Here is a 15,271-nt window from a genome sequence, read left to right on the forward strand (position 1 = left end):
CGTGCCGGAGGCTATGCGCCGATGGCGCCGCCGCAGTATTCGCAGCGCCCACTGGCATCGGGAATGGTGGTGGCTCCGCAGAAGGGGCAGGTCACCGCGGTCTTGGGGGCCTTGGCGGCCACGACGCTGTCGCGTGTCTCCTGGCGCAGCTGCACCAGCGCGTCGCGGACCTCGGTTGCCTGGCGCTTGGCCTCGCGGTATTCGATGGAGCCGCGCTGATCGATGGTGGAGTCGTTTACGCGCAGGTTGATCTCGGTAAAGTACGGCGTGTTGACGTGAATGGTCAGATTAAAGTCGTAATCCAGGTCGTAGCGCGGCGGGTTGTAGCTCTCGCGCTCGCCGTCCTCGGTCTCGCGATAGATCTCGGTGCGATGCTCGTCGATATCCATATCGCAGCCGAGTACCTGCGAGAACTCGATGATGTCGGGATTGGCGTCGCGCCAGCGGCTCTGCGAGGTGATGATCAGCAGGCCCGCGTCCTCATCGAGCATGATGTTGGTGCGCCCGGCAGAAAGCGTGCGCGTGGGGTTGAACGACGCCAGGCGCTCGGCGTTGGCCTCGCGGTAGGCGAGTTGCTCACGGATATCGTCCGCGGTGCTGGAGCGATAGCCGTGAAAGTAGGGGGAGAGCTTGCCGGCGCACTCTTTGCACAGGTAGCCTTCATTGATTTTTGTCTTACCTAGAAGTCCCAGCTCGGTACCGCAAATCGCGCACTCTTTCTTCTCGAACATCTTGTCAAAGAAGCCCATGGCTGCCTCCCATCAACTGGTAGCGTGTGTCACTTTTGATGATGGGGGAGTGCGCAGCCTTTCACGATACCCAGACGGCTCAACGAGTCTCCACAACTGGGACACATGGCCCATTTTCATCTGCGGGTAGTCATCGGGGACGTTCTTAAACGACTGGTCGCGGGGGACACTCTTTGTCGAAGGCACTCATTGGGGACAGACTTAAATGAGTGGCAGTTGGGGACACTCCTTGCCGAGCTGCAAGCCGTGCGCGCCCCTTCTGGGCCTTGCGGCTCAAAATCGGTTTACGCCGTGGGCTGTTGGGGTCAAATTAGCGACATTTTGAGGATAGGTTCGATATTAGGACTGGTTCTCTAATAGAATGAGTTTGCAGGCCATTAAGCGACTGCGGGGGGGGGGGGTATTCATGAAAGGTGTGGGAGACACAACAGCGTATTTGCGTTGGGGCATTCGGGAGATTATATGCCTGGCGCTGTTCTATTTTACGTTTTTGGCTGGCGAGTACCTCTTCGACATGCGCGTGGCCGAGTTTGTGCCGCCGAGCGAGGTTGCTACCTACGAGACCCTCATCGTCGGTGCGAGCGTAATCGGCTTTTTTGTGCGTCCTATTCTGTACTATCGCCGCCCCCGCGCGATCGATACGACGAGCGACATCACGGGCGTGCTGCTGGTGTCGGCATTGCTGCTGATGATTATGGCGGTTCGGTTTGAGGTGGTAATTGCCGGCGGTTTGATGGCGTGTTGCACGCTGGGCTACTGCGGATCGACCGCTCACGCCAACTTTGCGCGGCGCTTTGCGCGGACGCCGTACTTGGCGCGCGCGGCGGCGCTTTCATATGCTCTGGGCGTCCTGCTTCAGGTGTTCAGCCACATGGTGATACCCGCGGGGATTCCGCAGCAGTTTGTTTTTGTTGCCTGTGCGGTCGCGCAGGTGGCGCTCCTCCACGGCGTCCGCCGTGCCAAGCTGCGCGGCGAATCTGAGTTTGGGCCTGAACCCGATATCTCCGAGCTTTCGGTGGATGCATCGGAGTTTGGCGCCAAATGGCAAAACGATCCCGAGTCAACGGCGGCTTTTCGGCGCGCCGTGGTGCGTCTGACGATTGCAACCGCCTGCCTTACCGGGGTGTTTGCCGCCCTCAATGCGGGGCTCACGATCTCGCACGCCGCCGGGTCCGTTGACTTGGGCGATTGGTCGCGCTTGCTGATGGGCGTGAGCGCTCTGCTCGCCGGCGCCCTATTTGACCTGCGCGGGCGCTCGTGTATGAACATCATCATGACCTGCGCCGCCATGTTGTCCACGCTCTCATTCGCTGTGCTTATCACCGATGCCAACGGCGCCAACATACTTGCCGCCACCGTTATCTTCTATCTGGGTGCGGGCTTCTTCGTGGTGTTTTTCACGGCGAAGTTTGCCGCCATTTCGGTGTATGCGCATTGGTCGTATCTGTGGCCGTGCATGGGCTGCGTCATCAATAACGTTTGCGCGATGCTCGTGACGGCACCGGCGGTGGCGATTGTCTCGAGCCAGAACGTGCTGTTGGCAGTGGGCGTGGGGCTTGTACTGCTTGTGGGCATTGCGATCTCGCTGCTGGGACAGTCTGGGCATCAGGTCTATGACGTTGAAGTGCGCGGCGACCTGGCGTTTGCTGCTAGCGACCTTGGCACGGATCCCGTATCCGCCCAGAGCGAGCCCGCCCCCGCAGAGGTGCCGGAGTCCACACTCGACGAGCGTCTCGATACCTTCGCCGTCGCCTTTGAGCTTACGCAGCGCGAGCGCGATATTTTGGAGGCCTTGGTCGCATCGCGCGAGAGTGTTCAAGACATCGCCGCAACGCTCTTCCTTTCGCGCTCCACGCTTTACCGTCATATCGCCTCGATCAACAAAAAGACCGGCGCCTCCTCACGTGTGGCCCTCATCAACTTTTTCTGGTCCTGGGCGCCCAAGGACTAGCCCATTTGGGACGGGGCTTTTTTAGCTGTTTTGGGCAGCCACTGCCAGCGCGAACCACCACAAAGGGGACAGGCACCTTTGTGGTGGTTTTGACGGGAGCGCCTGTGGAGTTACAGCAGTTCGCCGTGGCGGGCGATGTAGCGGCGCTTGGCCAGTTGGGTGAGCGCGATATAGGCGGAAACGATGCCGATGAGCAGCGCGAAAAAGCTCGCTGGTAGCGTCATGAGGCCGAGTGCATCGGCGATGGGGCTTGCCGGCAGCCAAGTGACGAGCGCCAGGCCCAGCACGGTGAGAACGCACAGCGCGGGCGCGGCGTGGTCGCGCGCGCTCGGCAGGCGCGGGGAGCGCAGCATGTGGATCACGAGCGTCTGCGACCACATGGACTCGACAAACCAGCCACTCTGGAAGAGCGCCGCAAAGGTCGCCATACCCGCGACGTCGCCCGCGGCGGCAAGCTCGGACCAGCTTGCGCCCACGGCGGCGGGGCACACCACAAAGAAGAGCGCGGCGAAGGTCACAATGTCAAACAGCGAGCTCACAGGGCCCAACTCGAGCATAAAGCCCTTGATGGACGCGGCGTTCCAGGCGCGCGGGCGGGCGGTCCAGGCGTCGTCGACGGTGTCCCACGGCAGCGCGATGCACACGATCTCGTAGACCAGCGATAGCAGCACCAGCTGCAGGGCGCTCATGGGCAAAAACGGCAAGAACAGGCTCGCGACGGTCACGGACAGCACGTTACCAAAGTTTGAGCTCACCGTGGTCTTGAGGTACTTGAGCAGGTTGCCGTAGGTGCGGCGGCCTTCGATGATGCCGCGCTCGAGCACGCCCAGGTCCTTCTGGAGCAAGATGATATTGGCGGATTCCTTGGCAATGTCGACGGCGGAGTCGACCGAGATGCCGCAGTCGCTCGCGCGCATGGCGGCGGCGTCGTTGATGCCGTCGCCCATAAAGCCCACGGTGTGGCCGAGCAGCTCGCGCATGACGCGCACCAGGCGCGCCTTCTGCAGCGGCGAGAGCTTGGCGAAGAGGTGGGTGTTCTCAGCGCGCTCGGCAAGCTCGGCGTCGTCGAGCGCATCGATCTCGGAGCCCAGCAAGACGTTGCTCGCGTCGATGCCGATCTGCTCGCAGACGGTGGTGGCGACACGGTCATTGTCGCCGGTCAGGACCTTAACGGCGACGCCCTTGGCCTCGAGGGTGGCGACGGCGCCCGTGGCACTTGCTTTGGGCGGATCGAGGAAGGCCAAAAAGCCCATCAGCACCATGTCGCACTCGTCGGCGATGCCAAACTCGCCCACGCATCGCGGATTGGTTTTCTGCGCCACGGCAATCACGCGCAGGCCCTCGGCGTTGAGCCCGGCTACCTGCTTGCGAATCTGGGCGAGCTTATCTTTGGTAAGCGGCTGGGCGGCACCATCGACCTCGACAAAGGAGCAGATCTCGAGCATTTCCTCGGCAGCTCCCTTGGTGACCATCTGGGTTTTGCCTTGGGCGTCGGCGACAACTACGCTCAGACGACGGCGCGAGAAATCGAAGGGCACCTCGTCGACCTTGGTATAGCGGTCGCGCAGGCTCTGGCCCAGCATGGAATCGGGTGCGACAGCCGAGGGCGTCACGTCGGCACGGTCGATGACGGCCAGGTCGATAAGGTTCTTCAGGCCGGTCTGGAAGAAGCTGTTCAAAAACGCATGGCGCAGCACGCGCGCGTCCTCGTTGCCATCGGTGTTGAGGTAGCGCTCGAGTACGATGCGGTCTTCGGTGAGGGTGCCGGTCTTGTCGCAGCACAGGACGTCCATGGCGCCCAGGTTTTGGATTGCCGGCAGCTCCTTGACGATAACCTGGCGACGAGCGAGGTCCTTGGCGCCCTGTGACAGGCTCGTGGTCACGATGACGGGAAGCATCTGCGGCGTGATGCCCACGGCCACGCTCGTGGCGAACAGCAGCGCGTCGATGACGTTGCCCTTGGTGGCGGCGTTGATGGCAAAGACGGCTGGCGCCATAACGAGCATGAGGCGTACGAGCAGCATGGAGACGCTCGACACGCCGCGGTCAAACGCGCTTTTCTCGCCGTGCCCGTTGAGCATCTTGGCGATGCCGCCCAGGTAGGTGTCCGAGCCGGTGGCAACGACAAGCGCCATGGCAGTGCCGTTTTGCACGGAGGTGCCGGTAAAGACGATGTTCTTGCAGGCAGAGAGCGGCAGCGCGGAGCTGTCGGCGCCCTCGACGACGGTGATGGCAGCGGTCTTCTCGACGGCCTCGCTCTCGCCGGTGAGTGCGGACTCGATCACAAACAGGTCGCGCGCGGTGATGATGCGGGCATCGGCCGGCACCATATCGCCGGCAGAGAGGCAGATCACATCGCCGGGGACGAGCTCGTCAAAGGGAATCTCGAGGCGCTCGCCGTCGCGCAGGGCGCAGCAGGTGTTGGAGACCAGGTCCTTGAGGGCCTCGGCGGCATTGCCGCTGCGGGCTTCCTGGATAAACTTCATGCCGCCCGATACCAGCAGCATGATGCCGATGACGATGACCGTGGAGGGATCGCGCTGGGGCTCGGGCACGGCGAGCACGTCGATGTAGAGCGAGACCAGCGCGAGCGCGGCGAGGATGCCGGCGAAGGGATCGACAAAGGCGTCGGCGATACGGCGGGCGAGTGTCTTGGTCGGCGCCTCGATGGTGTTGGGGCCGGAGGCGTCCAGGCGCTCGGTTGCCCGCTCGGCGGTGAGGCCGTTTGCCGTGGCGTCAAGCAGTACGAGAGTGTCCTCAGCACAATGGGTGGCGGCGAATATGGTGTTCTTGGACAGGCCGGCGTGGGCGGCAGGGCGCGCCGTGCGGCGGTGCTTGGAGATGGCTTCGAGTACCGTAGCGGTTTTGAGCATCAGCATAGGGTCCTCCTTGTTGAAGGGAGTTAGCGTACGTGTCGTATTTGCTTCAAAAAACCTAGATGTCGCTCACGTCAAGCTCGCGAACCGCCACAAAGGGGACAGGCACCTTTGTGGCGGTTTTGACGATCGGTTCGTGACGCTTATGCGAATACGGAATCCTCGTGGCGTGCCGAGGGCGACATGCAGGTTTTTCGACTATGACTGCCTTCCATGGCACACCTCCCTAAGGCCGGGCGCGGCGCGCTTTGGGTATCTCGTACCCGTTTTAATCCGCCCGTATTTTTGATGAGGGGGTTTGCCGTGTCAACCCCTTTGTTTGGAAAACCATTGCCCCTGACAAAGCCTTTACAGAATGCCGTGGCCTCAAAGCGCGCCCGCATCGACGCTTCGCCTGCGCTAAACTGGAGGGCACGTACGCGATTACGAGAGGAGCCCGCATGGAGGCTTACAAGCAAGAGTTCATCAAGTTTATGGTCGAGTCCGACGTCCTTAAGTTCGGCAGCTTTACGCTCAAGAGCGGCCGTCAGTCCCCGTTCTTTATGAACGCCGGCGCTTACGTGACGGGCTACCAGCTCAAGAAGCTGGGCGAGTATTACGCCCAGGCCATTCACGATAACTTTGGCGATGACTTTGATGTGCTGTTTGGACCGGCCTACAAGGGTATTCCCCTGGCCGTCGTGACCGCGATTGCCTACCACGAGCTGTACGGCAAGGAGGTCAAGTACTGCTGCGACCGCAAGGAGGCCAAGGACCACGGCGCCGACAAGGGCAACCTGCTGGGCTATGAGCCCCAGGATGGCGACCGCGTGGTCATGGTCGAGGACGTCACCACCAGCGGCAAGTCCATCGACGAGACCTATCCCAAGGTCAAGGCTGCTGCCGATGTCGAGATCAAGGGCCTGATCGTGTCCCTCAACCGCATGGAGGTCGGCAAGGGCGGCGTGACCACCGCTCAGAAGGAGATCGAGGCAAAGTACGGTTTCCCCGTCGCGAGCATCGTTTCCATGGCCGAGGTCGTCGAGACCCTCTACAACCACGAGATCGACGGCAAGGTTGTCATCGATGACGAGCTCAAGACCGCCATCGACGCCTACTACGAGCAGTACGGAGCTCGGGAGTAGTAGTTACGCGGTTTTACCAAATCGCGTAACGGCTCGACGCTGCGCGGGCCGCATTTGGACAATCTGACGTTCAACTTCAAGGGCACGACCGAAAGGTCAGCGCCCTTTCGTTTCACGTCACCTTGCCTCAAATGCGGCTCGCTCGCTGGCGTTGCCAAAACATCGGTGTTGCCGTGGTAATCATTGGGGACGTTCTTGTTTGACTAGTCGTTTAAGAACGTCCCCAATGACTAGTCAGAAACGAGCGTGGATAATCTCCCGGTTTTGGCTCGGTGACGGCCTCAAAGTGGGAGATTATCCACGCTCGTTGGATAGGTGTCCGAAAATCAACGCTCATTCGGTTGGCGCAGGGGCAAGCTGTTTTCCGCTGTGGTGCCACATGTGAGCCTGGCCTCCTGTGCCAGATTCTAATAACGAGTTTACGGAATAAATAGTTATTAGAGCTGAAATGGCCGACCTAATGACGAGAAGTCGTTATTAGGTCGGCCATTAGTCATTGAGGACGTTCTTAAATGACTACTTGAGCCCGGGCAGGCGGGTGTAGGGGAACGAGCGCTCCAGGAATTCGGCGCAGCGGGCGTAGTCTTTGGCGAAGTAGCTGCTGTAGAGCGAATCGAGCACGTATTGCACGGCGATGTGGCTTGCGAACTGCGTGATGCGGTGCGTCATGCTCTCGTGATCGCTCACCGTAAGGTAGGCGGCAAAGCCGGGGTGAATGCGCGCGCAGTAGGGCGTGCCGATGATGATGACCGGGACATGCCGGCTGCTGAGGATCGGCAAGATTTTCTTGAGGTTGGGCGCAAGGCCGCTGTAGGAGATAACGATTGCCGCGCGGTCTGAATCCGAGGTAAGCGCCGTGCGCACCTGTGCCTCGATGTTGCCGTAGCATGTGGCGCTCTTGCCGGCGGAGAGCAGGCGGTCGCGGAACATTCCCGCTGGATAGAGGTTGTGCGAGCCCGTGTAGATGTCGACCTGTCGGGCGTTCGCGATGAGCTTGGCGGCGTGGTCGAGCTGCGTGGGGTCTAGCAGCTCCTGCGTTTCGGCCAGCGTGGTCTGGTAGAGCCCCTCCATGCGCTCCATAACCTGCGCAGGCGTGGAAGTGGCATCGAAGGGAAAGTTGATATCCACGTCGCGCCGGTTTCCCGCCTCGCTTGCTAAGCGAATAAGCTCGACCTTGAGATCTTTGAAGCCCTCGAGGCCGAGCTTTTTGCAAAAACGGTGCACGCTCGCAACAGAAACGTTGGTGCGCGCGGCAAATTCCTTAATAGAAAGCCCGCGGATGTCCTCGCCGATGGCAAGGGCTGCAATGCCGAGTTGTTGCTCGGTGGGGGTGAGGCCCTGCGCCTCGGTGATCTTGCGTTTGATATCCATGCGAACTCCCACACTCGCCAAACCTACCAAAAAGGGATGGGTTTATTTTGGCACGTTTCGGTCGGTATCAGGAAGTGTCAGGGACGGGGCGGCGGCAGGACTCGAGAGCGAAAAGAAGTATCTGGCTTGGTGCGCCCGCTTCTGCTCGTCCCGTGCGCAGGCGATACTCGGCTTATCGACCCGCGATGCAAAGGAGATGCTCATCCCACGAGCACTACCGGGAAGGGCTTGCGATTCGAGCCCTCGCCTTAGTATTTTGGTCATTTAGCACTATAATCACCATAGGGATGCGCATAACGTTGCGCTTAATCAAGAGGAGAAAACGTATGGGTCTGTTTGACATGTTCAAGAAGAAGGCTGAGCCCGCGGCTGCCGCTGCCCCGGCCTCCATCTCTGCTTCTGCCGGCGCCGACGTGCTGTCCTCGCCCGTCAAGGGCAAGGTCATCAAGATGGCCGACGTGCCCGATCCCGTCTTTGGTGGCGAGGTTCTGGGCAAGGGCTGTGCCGTGTGGCCCGAGGATGATCTGGTCTACGCTCCCTGCGACGGTAAGGTGACCGTCACCATGGGTCACGCCGTGGGCCTGCAGTCCGATAGCGGCATCGAGGTTCTGGTGCACGTTGGTGTCGATACCGTCAACATGAACGGTGACGGCTTCGAGGGCTTCGTCAAGGCTGACGACGTCGTGAAGGCCGGCCAGCCCATACTCAAGATCGACCGCGCCAAGATCGCTGCCGCCGGTTACAAGGACTGCGTCGTCGTGGCCGTGTCCAACACCGCCGAGTTTGCTGACGTCGAGCTCGCCGTCGAGGCCGAGTCTGCCGTCGCCGCCGGTGACGCCATCGTCAAGGTCGTCCGCAAGTAAACTGCGGCATCCAAAGGATGTGCAAGGGTGGTCGGGTTTTCCGGCCACCTTTTTTATTGCACCGCGGGGAAGCGTTTTATTGCACGTTTGGCGGGTTTGCAAACCGTTCGGACGCTAAAACGAACCGACCGCGCCTTCGCGTTGCCGAGGGTGTTCATAAGTGGATAGTATGGGCTTACTTATTACAACGTGTGCCGCGTCCGGGAAGCGCGGTGCCGCTCATTGGGAGGAACAACATGAAAAAGAAGCTGCTGCTTGCGCCCCTCATGGCCGTCTTGGTTGCATGCGTGGTCGTGCTTTCCGGTTGCGGAGGCCCTTCGGTTGAGGAACTCATCACCGAGGATCTTACGACGCAGTTTGACGAGGTCAAGAACGGTGGCGACGACTTCCTCTCTGGTCTGGAGGAGGCTTCGGGCGACGAGTTCGAGCAGCTGGGTATCGATCCCAAGGAGTATGCCAAGACCTATCTCGAAGGCTTTGACTACAAGATCGGCGACGTGACGGTCGACGAGGACAAGGGTGTCGCGACCGCCGAGGTCTCCATCACCTGCAAGTCCATGAACAAGATCGTCGAGGACTTCTCCACCCAGTATCAGGAGAAGGTCGCCGCGCTTGATGCGGTTCCTTCCGATGACGAGCTGTATAAGATGGCCGGTCAGGTTATGGTCGATGTGACCAAGGCCACCGAGCCCAGGAAGACCACGGTTATCTTCAAGTACACCTGCAACGACGACGGCGAGTGGTCTGCCGACGACTCCGTCAACTCCGAGATGATGGATGCAATGCTGAGCTAGTTCGTTGCGGCGTTTTACCAAACGCCGCAACTGCTCGACGCTGCGCGGTCACCAGAGCGACAACTTGTCATTCAAAGAGGACGGCATGACCAGAAGGTCAATGCCGCCCTCTTTTCATGCCAATTTGTTCGCTCTGGTGACCGCTCGCTGTCGTTGCCAAAACATCGGCGTTGCCATGGCAGTCATTGGGGATGTTCTTAAATGACTAGTCGTTGGTGACGTTCTTGTTTGACTAGTCGTTTAAGAACGTCCCCAACGACTACTTTCCGCGCAACGGTATTGCGGCGGCTGGGTTGAGCAGCACCAGCGTTACTCGCCCAGAATCAGCGCCGTGAGCTCTGCCTGGGTGTCCACCACGTAGTCGGCGCCGGCGGCTTCCAGCTCTGCGCGGCCGCGGAAGCCCCAGCTGACGCCCGCGCTCTTAAGGCCGGCGTTGTGGCCGGTCAGGATATCGACATTGGAATCGCCTACGTAGAGCGTGGTCGTTGGGTCGGCGCCCAGCTCTTCCATCACATGCAGCGTAACTGGCGCCTCGGGCTTGGGGGGAAACGCATCGACGCGGCCCTGCACCAGCGCAAAGCGCTCGGAACCAAAATACTTCTCGATAAGCGGAGCGGCCGAGACGTGGTCCTTGTTGGTGAGCACGGCAAGCTGCACGCCCGCGGCACGCAGGCGGTCGAGCATCTCGATTGTGCCGGCATAGGGGGCGGTGTGGTCCTCCTTGTGCTCGCCGTAGTAAGCCCTAAACTCGGCAAGCGTCTGCTCAAACATGCGGCCGTCGCCCGCATACTCGGCGGGCATAAAGCGCTCAACCAGCTTGAGCATGCCGTTTCCCACCTTGTAGCGGTACTCGTCGACGGCAAACGTAGGCCAGCCGTGCGTCTCGCAGGTATGGTTGCCGGCGGCCGCCAGGTCCTCGAGCGTGTTGAGGATGGTGCCGTCCAGATCAAAGATCACATGGGAAAAGGCTGCTGCCATGAAAGCTCCCGTCGTTGGGTTTAAAACGCACCTCATAATACTGGGCTTATGCGTTGGGCGTGCTTGGAATCTGAACATCTCCAGGGATATCAGGTGACATCGCGCCAATCATGCGATTCCGCCCTAGCAAATTCTCGACAGCTGCTTTCCCACGAGCATGTCGAGAATGCGGGTCGAGCCCTCTACCCGATATCATGCGTAAGCGCAGCCAGAAACTCCTCGAACGTGTCGGTCTGCATGAGCCTCATCGTTGTCTCTACCGAGGAGAACACCTCGATAATCAGGTCGAGCACATCTCTAAAGAGCCCCATGTCTTCCTGCGCGATGCCTATAAGCAGCACAAACCGCACGTCGTGGCGTCCCCAGGGAATCGAGGCGTCATTGTGGGCCACGGCGATAAACGAGCGCTCGGGATATACCGAGATCGCGTGAGGCATGGCAAGGCTGTCGGTAAACGCCGTCGACGAGACACTCTCGCGCAGATGCACGTCAGCGATATACTCGGGCGTTGCGAGCCCCTGAGCGGCCAAAAGCTCTCCCATTCGGTCGATGCAGCTTGTGGCGTCGTTTGCGTCTACGTTGCGCATAAACAGCCCCGGCTGTAGCAGGCGCCCCAAAAGGCCCTGGGCATAGAGGCGCCGCCGTTGCTCTTGGATAGCGCAAAGCCGGTCGCGGATCTTTCGCACGTTTTGCTTAGTGAGGATTGGCCCAATCAAGATCTTGGTGCTGCCGCCGCAAACCGGCACGTCGATCGTTGCAATCACCACATCGCTCTCGGGAGGATCGGCCAGGTAGCCATCACAGCTCATCACGGCAACAACACTTATGTCGTCGCCAAACTCGGACTTGAGGTCGTCGACGAGCCTGCGTGCAAAATCGTGATACTCCTCGATAATCACCGTGCAGGTGATGGCACCGTCGGGCGCAGAGAACTTCTCAAAGTAGGCGCCGATGTGAAAGGCGATAAACGCGATTTCGTTCTCGCCTACCTCAACATTCATGGCGGTCGAGAAACGGTGGGCGATATAGACCGCCATGTCGTAGACCGGTGCGTGTTCGCTTTTGATTTGCGCGGCGAGCGGGTTGGGGTAGCTTACGTGGTAGACGGCGCGCTGGTAGGCGTTAAACATATGCAGGACGAGCTGCAAGCGCATAGGCTCGTCGATAAAGCGCGGCAGGTTGTAGCGCTCGCCACACTCGTCGAGAATCCCCAGGACCATGTCCATAAAATCGCGGTCGATGATGCTTGCGAGCTTCTCGCGGTTGAGGTCGCCAAAATCGCAGCGCTCGACGGAAAGCGCCAGAAGCAGCAGGATCTGCTGAAAATCGGCACGCGGGACGGCGCAGCCAAACTCCTTCTCAAAGTAGGCGGCGATGCACTGGGCGCAGCGCACAATCTGCTCACGCTGCCCAAGCTGCGCCACCAGGCCGTCTCCGTCGATGGGGCCGTCCACCTCGCTGAGCTCGTTGTTCGAGGTGAGCCTGATAATGATCACCAGCAGGTGCATGAGCAGGTTGGAGAACGCGTAGTTGTTGATAAACAGGTCCGAGCGCTGACAAATCTCGACCAGGCTCGAGAGGATTCCTTGCACATCAAAGCCGGGAAACATGTTCTCGAGCGTCTTGGTCGAGGTGAAGTAGCCATAGGAGTTGTGCGTGGCTATGTGGCCGAGAAGTTTGCGCTTGTCGGCCTCACGCCCCGTGAGCGTCATGCGGTAGTCATGTGTCTCGATATTGAGGTCAAACTGTCGCACGAGCGCCCGCGCCTGCGGCATCACGGAACTCTGAAACGTGCTTTCGCTGATAAAGAGCTCGTCGGACACATCGAAGACGGAGAGTCCGTCGCGCGCGTTCACAAGGCGCGAGATGGTGAAGTCGCGCCGCGAATCGCTGCCAGCGGGGACGATATCGGCGTTGCCGAGGAGGGAGGCCGGGGCATTGCCGGCGGCCGACGTTGTTGCAGCAAGACGATACCCCTCTTTAGATGATTCGATATGTCGTGTACCGGCCTCGTTGACCTCGGCAACATAGTTGCGGATGCTGCGCTCGCTTGCGCCCAACAAGCTGGCGAGCATAGAGGAAGATATCCAGGAGCTGCTGTTTTCGAGCACATTGATCATGCGGTTGATGCGGTTCTGCTTGGCGCTCGACATGGTTTTCTCCCAGAGATGATCGGCAGATAGGGTGTACCGCCCCATGGTATCTCAGGGAAAGACGGGGCGTCTTTTTCAATTTGCCGCCCAAGCGGAAAACCGCCCGGCTTGCCGCGCAAGCGGAAAATCTGCCGCCTTGCCGCCATGCGGCAAAAAGACGGTTGGCGGCAAGAACCCTCTGCCGCGTATAGTGCGGTCACGGTCAAGGGCGGCCGGGTCGACACGGACGCTCAAGAACATGGCGGGGACTGCGGCGGCATCGGAGCTGCCTTGGGCCCGCTTATTGGGAAAGGAGTACCCCATGGCAGACGAGAACGGCACCGTCCGTATTCTCCTCGCTTGCGGCATCGGTGCCTCGACCGGCTTTATGGCGGCGGGCATGCGCAGGGTCGCAAAGTCCAAGGGCCTTGACTGCACCATCAATGCGGTCAGCAAATCTGAAATTATGGACTATGCCGATAAGATCGATGCCCTCCTCTTGGGGCCGCATTTTGCCGCCGAGGTTCCGGCGACGCAAAAAATGCTTGAGCCTTACGGTGTAAAGGTAATGTCAATCGACCCTGATTATTATGCGTCGCTTGATGGCGAGGGGATTCTCGAAGATGCCTACGATCTTCTCGACATAGATTTTGATGGCGAATAGGGTGTGCTTGATATGTCTAATGTGATGGAAAAAGTCCAAGGGAGCATCGAAAAGAACGTTGTCCCCGTTGTCAATAAGCTTACGTCGAGCTATTGGTTTGGAATCGTTGCCAATGCCGTTTTGTATATCGTTCCGTTTACAATGGTCTCGGCAATTCCGAGCCTTTTTAATGTGGTTCGTAATTTTGTGCCCGCTCTACCTGACCTGTCAGCGCTTAATACCTACTCGTTTGGTCTCGTAGGAATGTTCATCGCTTTTATCATTCCTCACAGCGTCTGTGTCAAGGAGGACGATAAAGGTAGGGCCCTGATCGCTGGCTTTACCGGCGTCGGCGCTTTTATGCTGTGCATGAATCCCCAGACGGTCGATGAGGGCATGGCCTTCGAGATGTGGAAGTTCGGCTCGAGCGGCATGTTTGCGGCTATGGCAGTGGGTATCACGGTCGGTGCAATCTACAAGTTCGCAGCGCATCATAGCTTCTTCGGTGAAGAATCGGTTATCCCTGATTTTGTTAAAAGCTGGTTCGACAGCATTATCCCAATTTTGCTGAGCCTTACAATTGCGTTTCTGCTGACGTTTCTTGTTCGAATTGATGTCTTTACCGTAATTGCGCTGATTCTTTCACCCGTTACCAGTTTTGGCCAGTCTCTCCCCGGCGTTGTGTTTATGGCTTTGGTGATGGACGTGTTCTACTTCTTTGGTGTTTCGGGCTGGGCGTTTATTTCGGTGACGCTTCCGATCACCCAGGGTGGTATGGCTGAGAATATGGCTGCAGTTGCCGCGGGGGCTACGCCGACCAACATCAATGCGTATGGCCTTTCGCGCTACTACATGATTGGCGGAGAGCTCAACACTTTGCCTCTGGCGTTTATGATGCTGTTCTCGAAATCCAAAAAGAACCGCACGCTCGGTAAGGCGACGTTCGTGCCGTCCCTCTTTAATATCAATGAGCCTCTGGTTTTTTCCACTATCGTTAATAATCCCTATCTGTTCATCCCGGTTATTCTTCAAGCTATCATTCTGCCCGCAAATGCCTATCTGTGGCTGCAGTTCGACTGGGCAAGTCTCCATACCCAGATGTTTGCGATGAACTTCCTTCCCAACGCGGTTTCGGCTTACTTCCTTTCCAACGGAGATTTTCGCAACGTGGTGCTTGTCGTGGTGAACCTGATTCTTGCGGCAATCATTTGGTATCCCTTCTTTAAGGTTTTCGACAAACATGCCGCAGAGGACGAGCAGAAAAGCGAGGCTGAGCGCGCTGCGAAGAAGGCGGCAAAACGTGTCGCTCGTGAGGCAAGGAAGGCTGCAAACATTTCCGAGACTGCTTCTGAGAATGGTCCATCCGAAAAAGTTGTGCTGGCAGCTGCAGATTCTACAACGACGGGAGCGAACGATGAGTGACGCAATTGACATCAGCGCTGTGGCTATGGAAGTCATTTTAAATACTGGTGACGGTAGGACTTGTATTGACCAGGCGTTGGATAGCTTGGCGGAGTTTGATTTTGATGCGGCAGAGGAGCACCTTGCCCAAGCGGATGCAAAGATTCTGACCGCGCATAAAGTGCAGACTGCCACGATTCAAGCCCAAGCGGCAGGTGAGGAAGTCGAGTACTCGTTGCTTTTTACGCATGCTCAGGACACTCTCATGACCATTAGTGCTGAACTTCATATGGTTAAAAAGATGATGCCGATTGTGCGCGCACTGGCTATCCGCGCCGGTCAGTAATTCGAATCTTCCAATTGGTTGACGCGAGGGAGATTGCGACAAA

The 15,271-nt window shown here is 58.9% G+C and carries 12 protein-coding genes; 7 read left to right on the forward strand and 5 right to left on the reverse strand.

Annotated elements, in window-relative coordinates:
• Window positions 1-11: 11 nt before the first annotated feature.
• Window positions 12-749 carry a DUF4428 domain-containing protein gene (locus DWY51_RS06325; protein WP_117758603.1) on the reverse strand — a complete coding sequence of 246 codons (738 nt, stop codon included), beginning with the start codon at window positions 747-749 and terminating at the stop codon, window positions 12-14.
• Window positions 750-1,155: 406 nt separating this feature from the next.
• On the opposite strand from DWY51_RS06325, the gene DWY51_RS06330 reads away from it, so the two are divergent.
• Complete coding sequence (locus DWY51_RS06330; RefSeq protein WP_158556922.1) at window positions 1,156-2,700, forward strand: helix-turn-helix transcriptional regulator; 1,545 nt, start codon at window positions 1,156-1,158, stop codon at window positions 2,698-2,700.
• A gap of 110 nt (window positions 2,701-2,810) precedes the next feature.
• On the opposite strand, the gene mgtA is transcribed toward DWY51_RS06330, so the two are convergent.
• The gene (mgtA, locus tag DWY51_RS06335; protein ID WP_117770248.1) at window positions 2,811-5,579 is read right to left on the reverse strand and encodes a magnesium-translocating P-type ATPase; all 2,769 of its coding nucleotides are present in this window, start codon (window positions 5,577-5,579) and stop codon (window positions 2,811-2,813) included.
• A gap of 437 nt (window positions 5,580-6,016) precedes the next feature.
• On the opposite strand from mgtA, the gene pyrE reads away from it, so the two are divergent.
• Complete coding sequence (pyrE, locus tag DWY51_RS06340) at window positions 6,017-6,700, forward strand: orotate phosphoribosyltransferase (RefSeq protein ID WP_006236284.1); 684 nt, start codon at window positions 6,017-6,019, stop codon at window positions 6,698-6,700.
• Window positions 6,701-7,216: 516 nt separating this feature from the next.
• Here pyrE and DWY51_RS06345 read toward each other — a convergent pair.
• Window positions 7,217-8,071, reverse strand: a complete 855-nt coding sequence (locus DWY51_RS06345; RefSeq protein WP_117770249.1) for a MurR/RpiR family transcriptional regulator — start codon at window positions 8,069-8,071, stop codon at window positions 7,217-7,219.
• Window positions 8,072-8,397: 326 nt separating this feature from the next.
• Between DWY51_RS06345 and DWY51_RS06350 the strand changes: the two genes are divergently transcribed.
• Complete coding sequence (locus DWY51_RS06350) at window positions 8,398-8,934, forward strand: PTS glucose transporter subunit IIA (RefSeq protein WP_117770250.1); 537 nt, start codon at window positions 8,398-8,400, stop codon at window positions 8,932-8,934.
• Window positions 8,935-9,170: 236 nt separating this feature from the next.
• A complete protein-coding gene (locus DWY51_RS06355) occupies window positions 9,171-9,728 on the forward strand; it encodes a hypothetical protein (protein WP_117770251.1) in 558 nt (185 codons plus the stop codon).
• 309 nt (window positions 9,729-10,037) lie between these two features.
• Here DWY51_RS06355 and DWY51_RS06360 read toward each other — a convergent pair whose 3' ends face one another.
• Both DWY51_RS06360 and DWY51_RS06365 read right to left on the reverse strand, forming a co-directional pair.
• On the reverse strand, window positions 10,038-10,706 hold the full coding sequence (locus tag DWY51_RS06360) for an HAD family hydrolase (protein ID WP_117770252.1): 669 nt from the start codon (window positions 10,704-10,706) through the stop codon (window positions 10,038-10,040).
• A 182-nt stretch (window positions 10,707-10,888) separates the two neighbouring features.
• Window positions 10,889-12,859 (reverse strand): PTS sugar transporter subunit IIA, encoded by a 1,971-nt coding sequence (locus DWY51_RS06365; protein ID WP_158556923.1) that lies wholly within the window; start codon window positions 12,857-12,859, stop codon window positions 10,889-10,891.
• Between the two features lie 301 nt (window positions 12,860-13,160).
• On the opposite strand from DWY51_RS06365, the gene DWY51_RS06375 reads away from it, so the two are divergent.
• The 3 genes from DWY51_RS06375 to DWY51_RS06385 are packed head-to-tail and all read left to right on the forward strand — an operon-like array spanning window position 13,161 to window position 15,228.
• Window positions 13,161-13,502 carry a PTS sugar transporter subunit IIB gene (locus DWY51_RS06375; RefSeq protein WP_117583652.1) on the forward strand — a complete coding sequence of 114 codons (342 nt, stop codon included), beginning with the start codon at window positions 13,161-13,163 and terminating at the stop codon, window positions 13,500-13,502.
• Window positions 13,503-13,514: 12 nt separating this feature from the next.
• Window positions 13,515-14,903 carry a PTS sugar transporter subunit IIC gene (locus tag DWY51_RS06380; RefSeq protein ID WP_117770254.1) on the forward strand — a complete coding sequence of 463 codons (1,389 nt, stop codon included), beginning with the start codon at window positions 13,515-13,517 and terminating at the stop codon, window positions 14,901-14,903.
• Window positions 14,896-15,228, forward strand: a complete 333-nt coding sequence (locus tag DWY51_RS06385) for a PTS lactose/cellobiose transporter subunit IIA (protein ID WP_117583650.1) — start codon at window positions 14,896-14,898, stop codon at window positions 15,226-15,228. Before DWY51_RS06380 ends, DWY51_RS06385 begins: the two co-directional genes overlap by 8 nt.
• The last annotated feature ends 43 nt before the right edge of the window (window positions 15,229-15,271 follow it).

It is taken from the genome of Collinsella sp. AF25-2LB (assembly GCF_003458415.1).
In the GTDB taxonomy this organism is placed as follows: domain Bacteria; phylum Actinomycetota; class Coriobacteriia; order Coriobacteriales; family Coriobacteriaceae; genus Collinsella.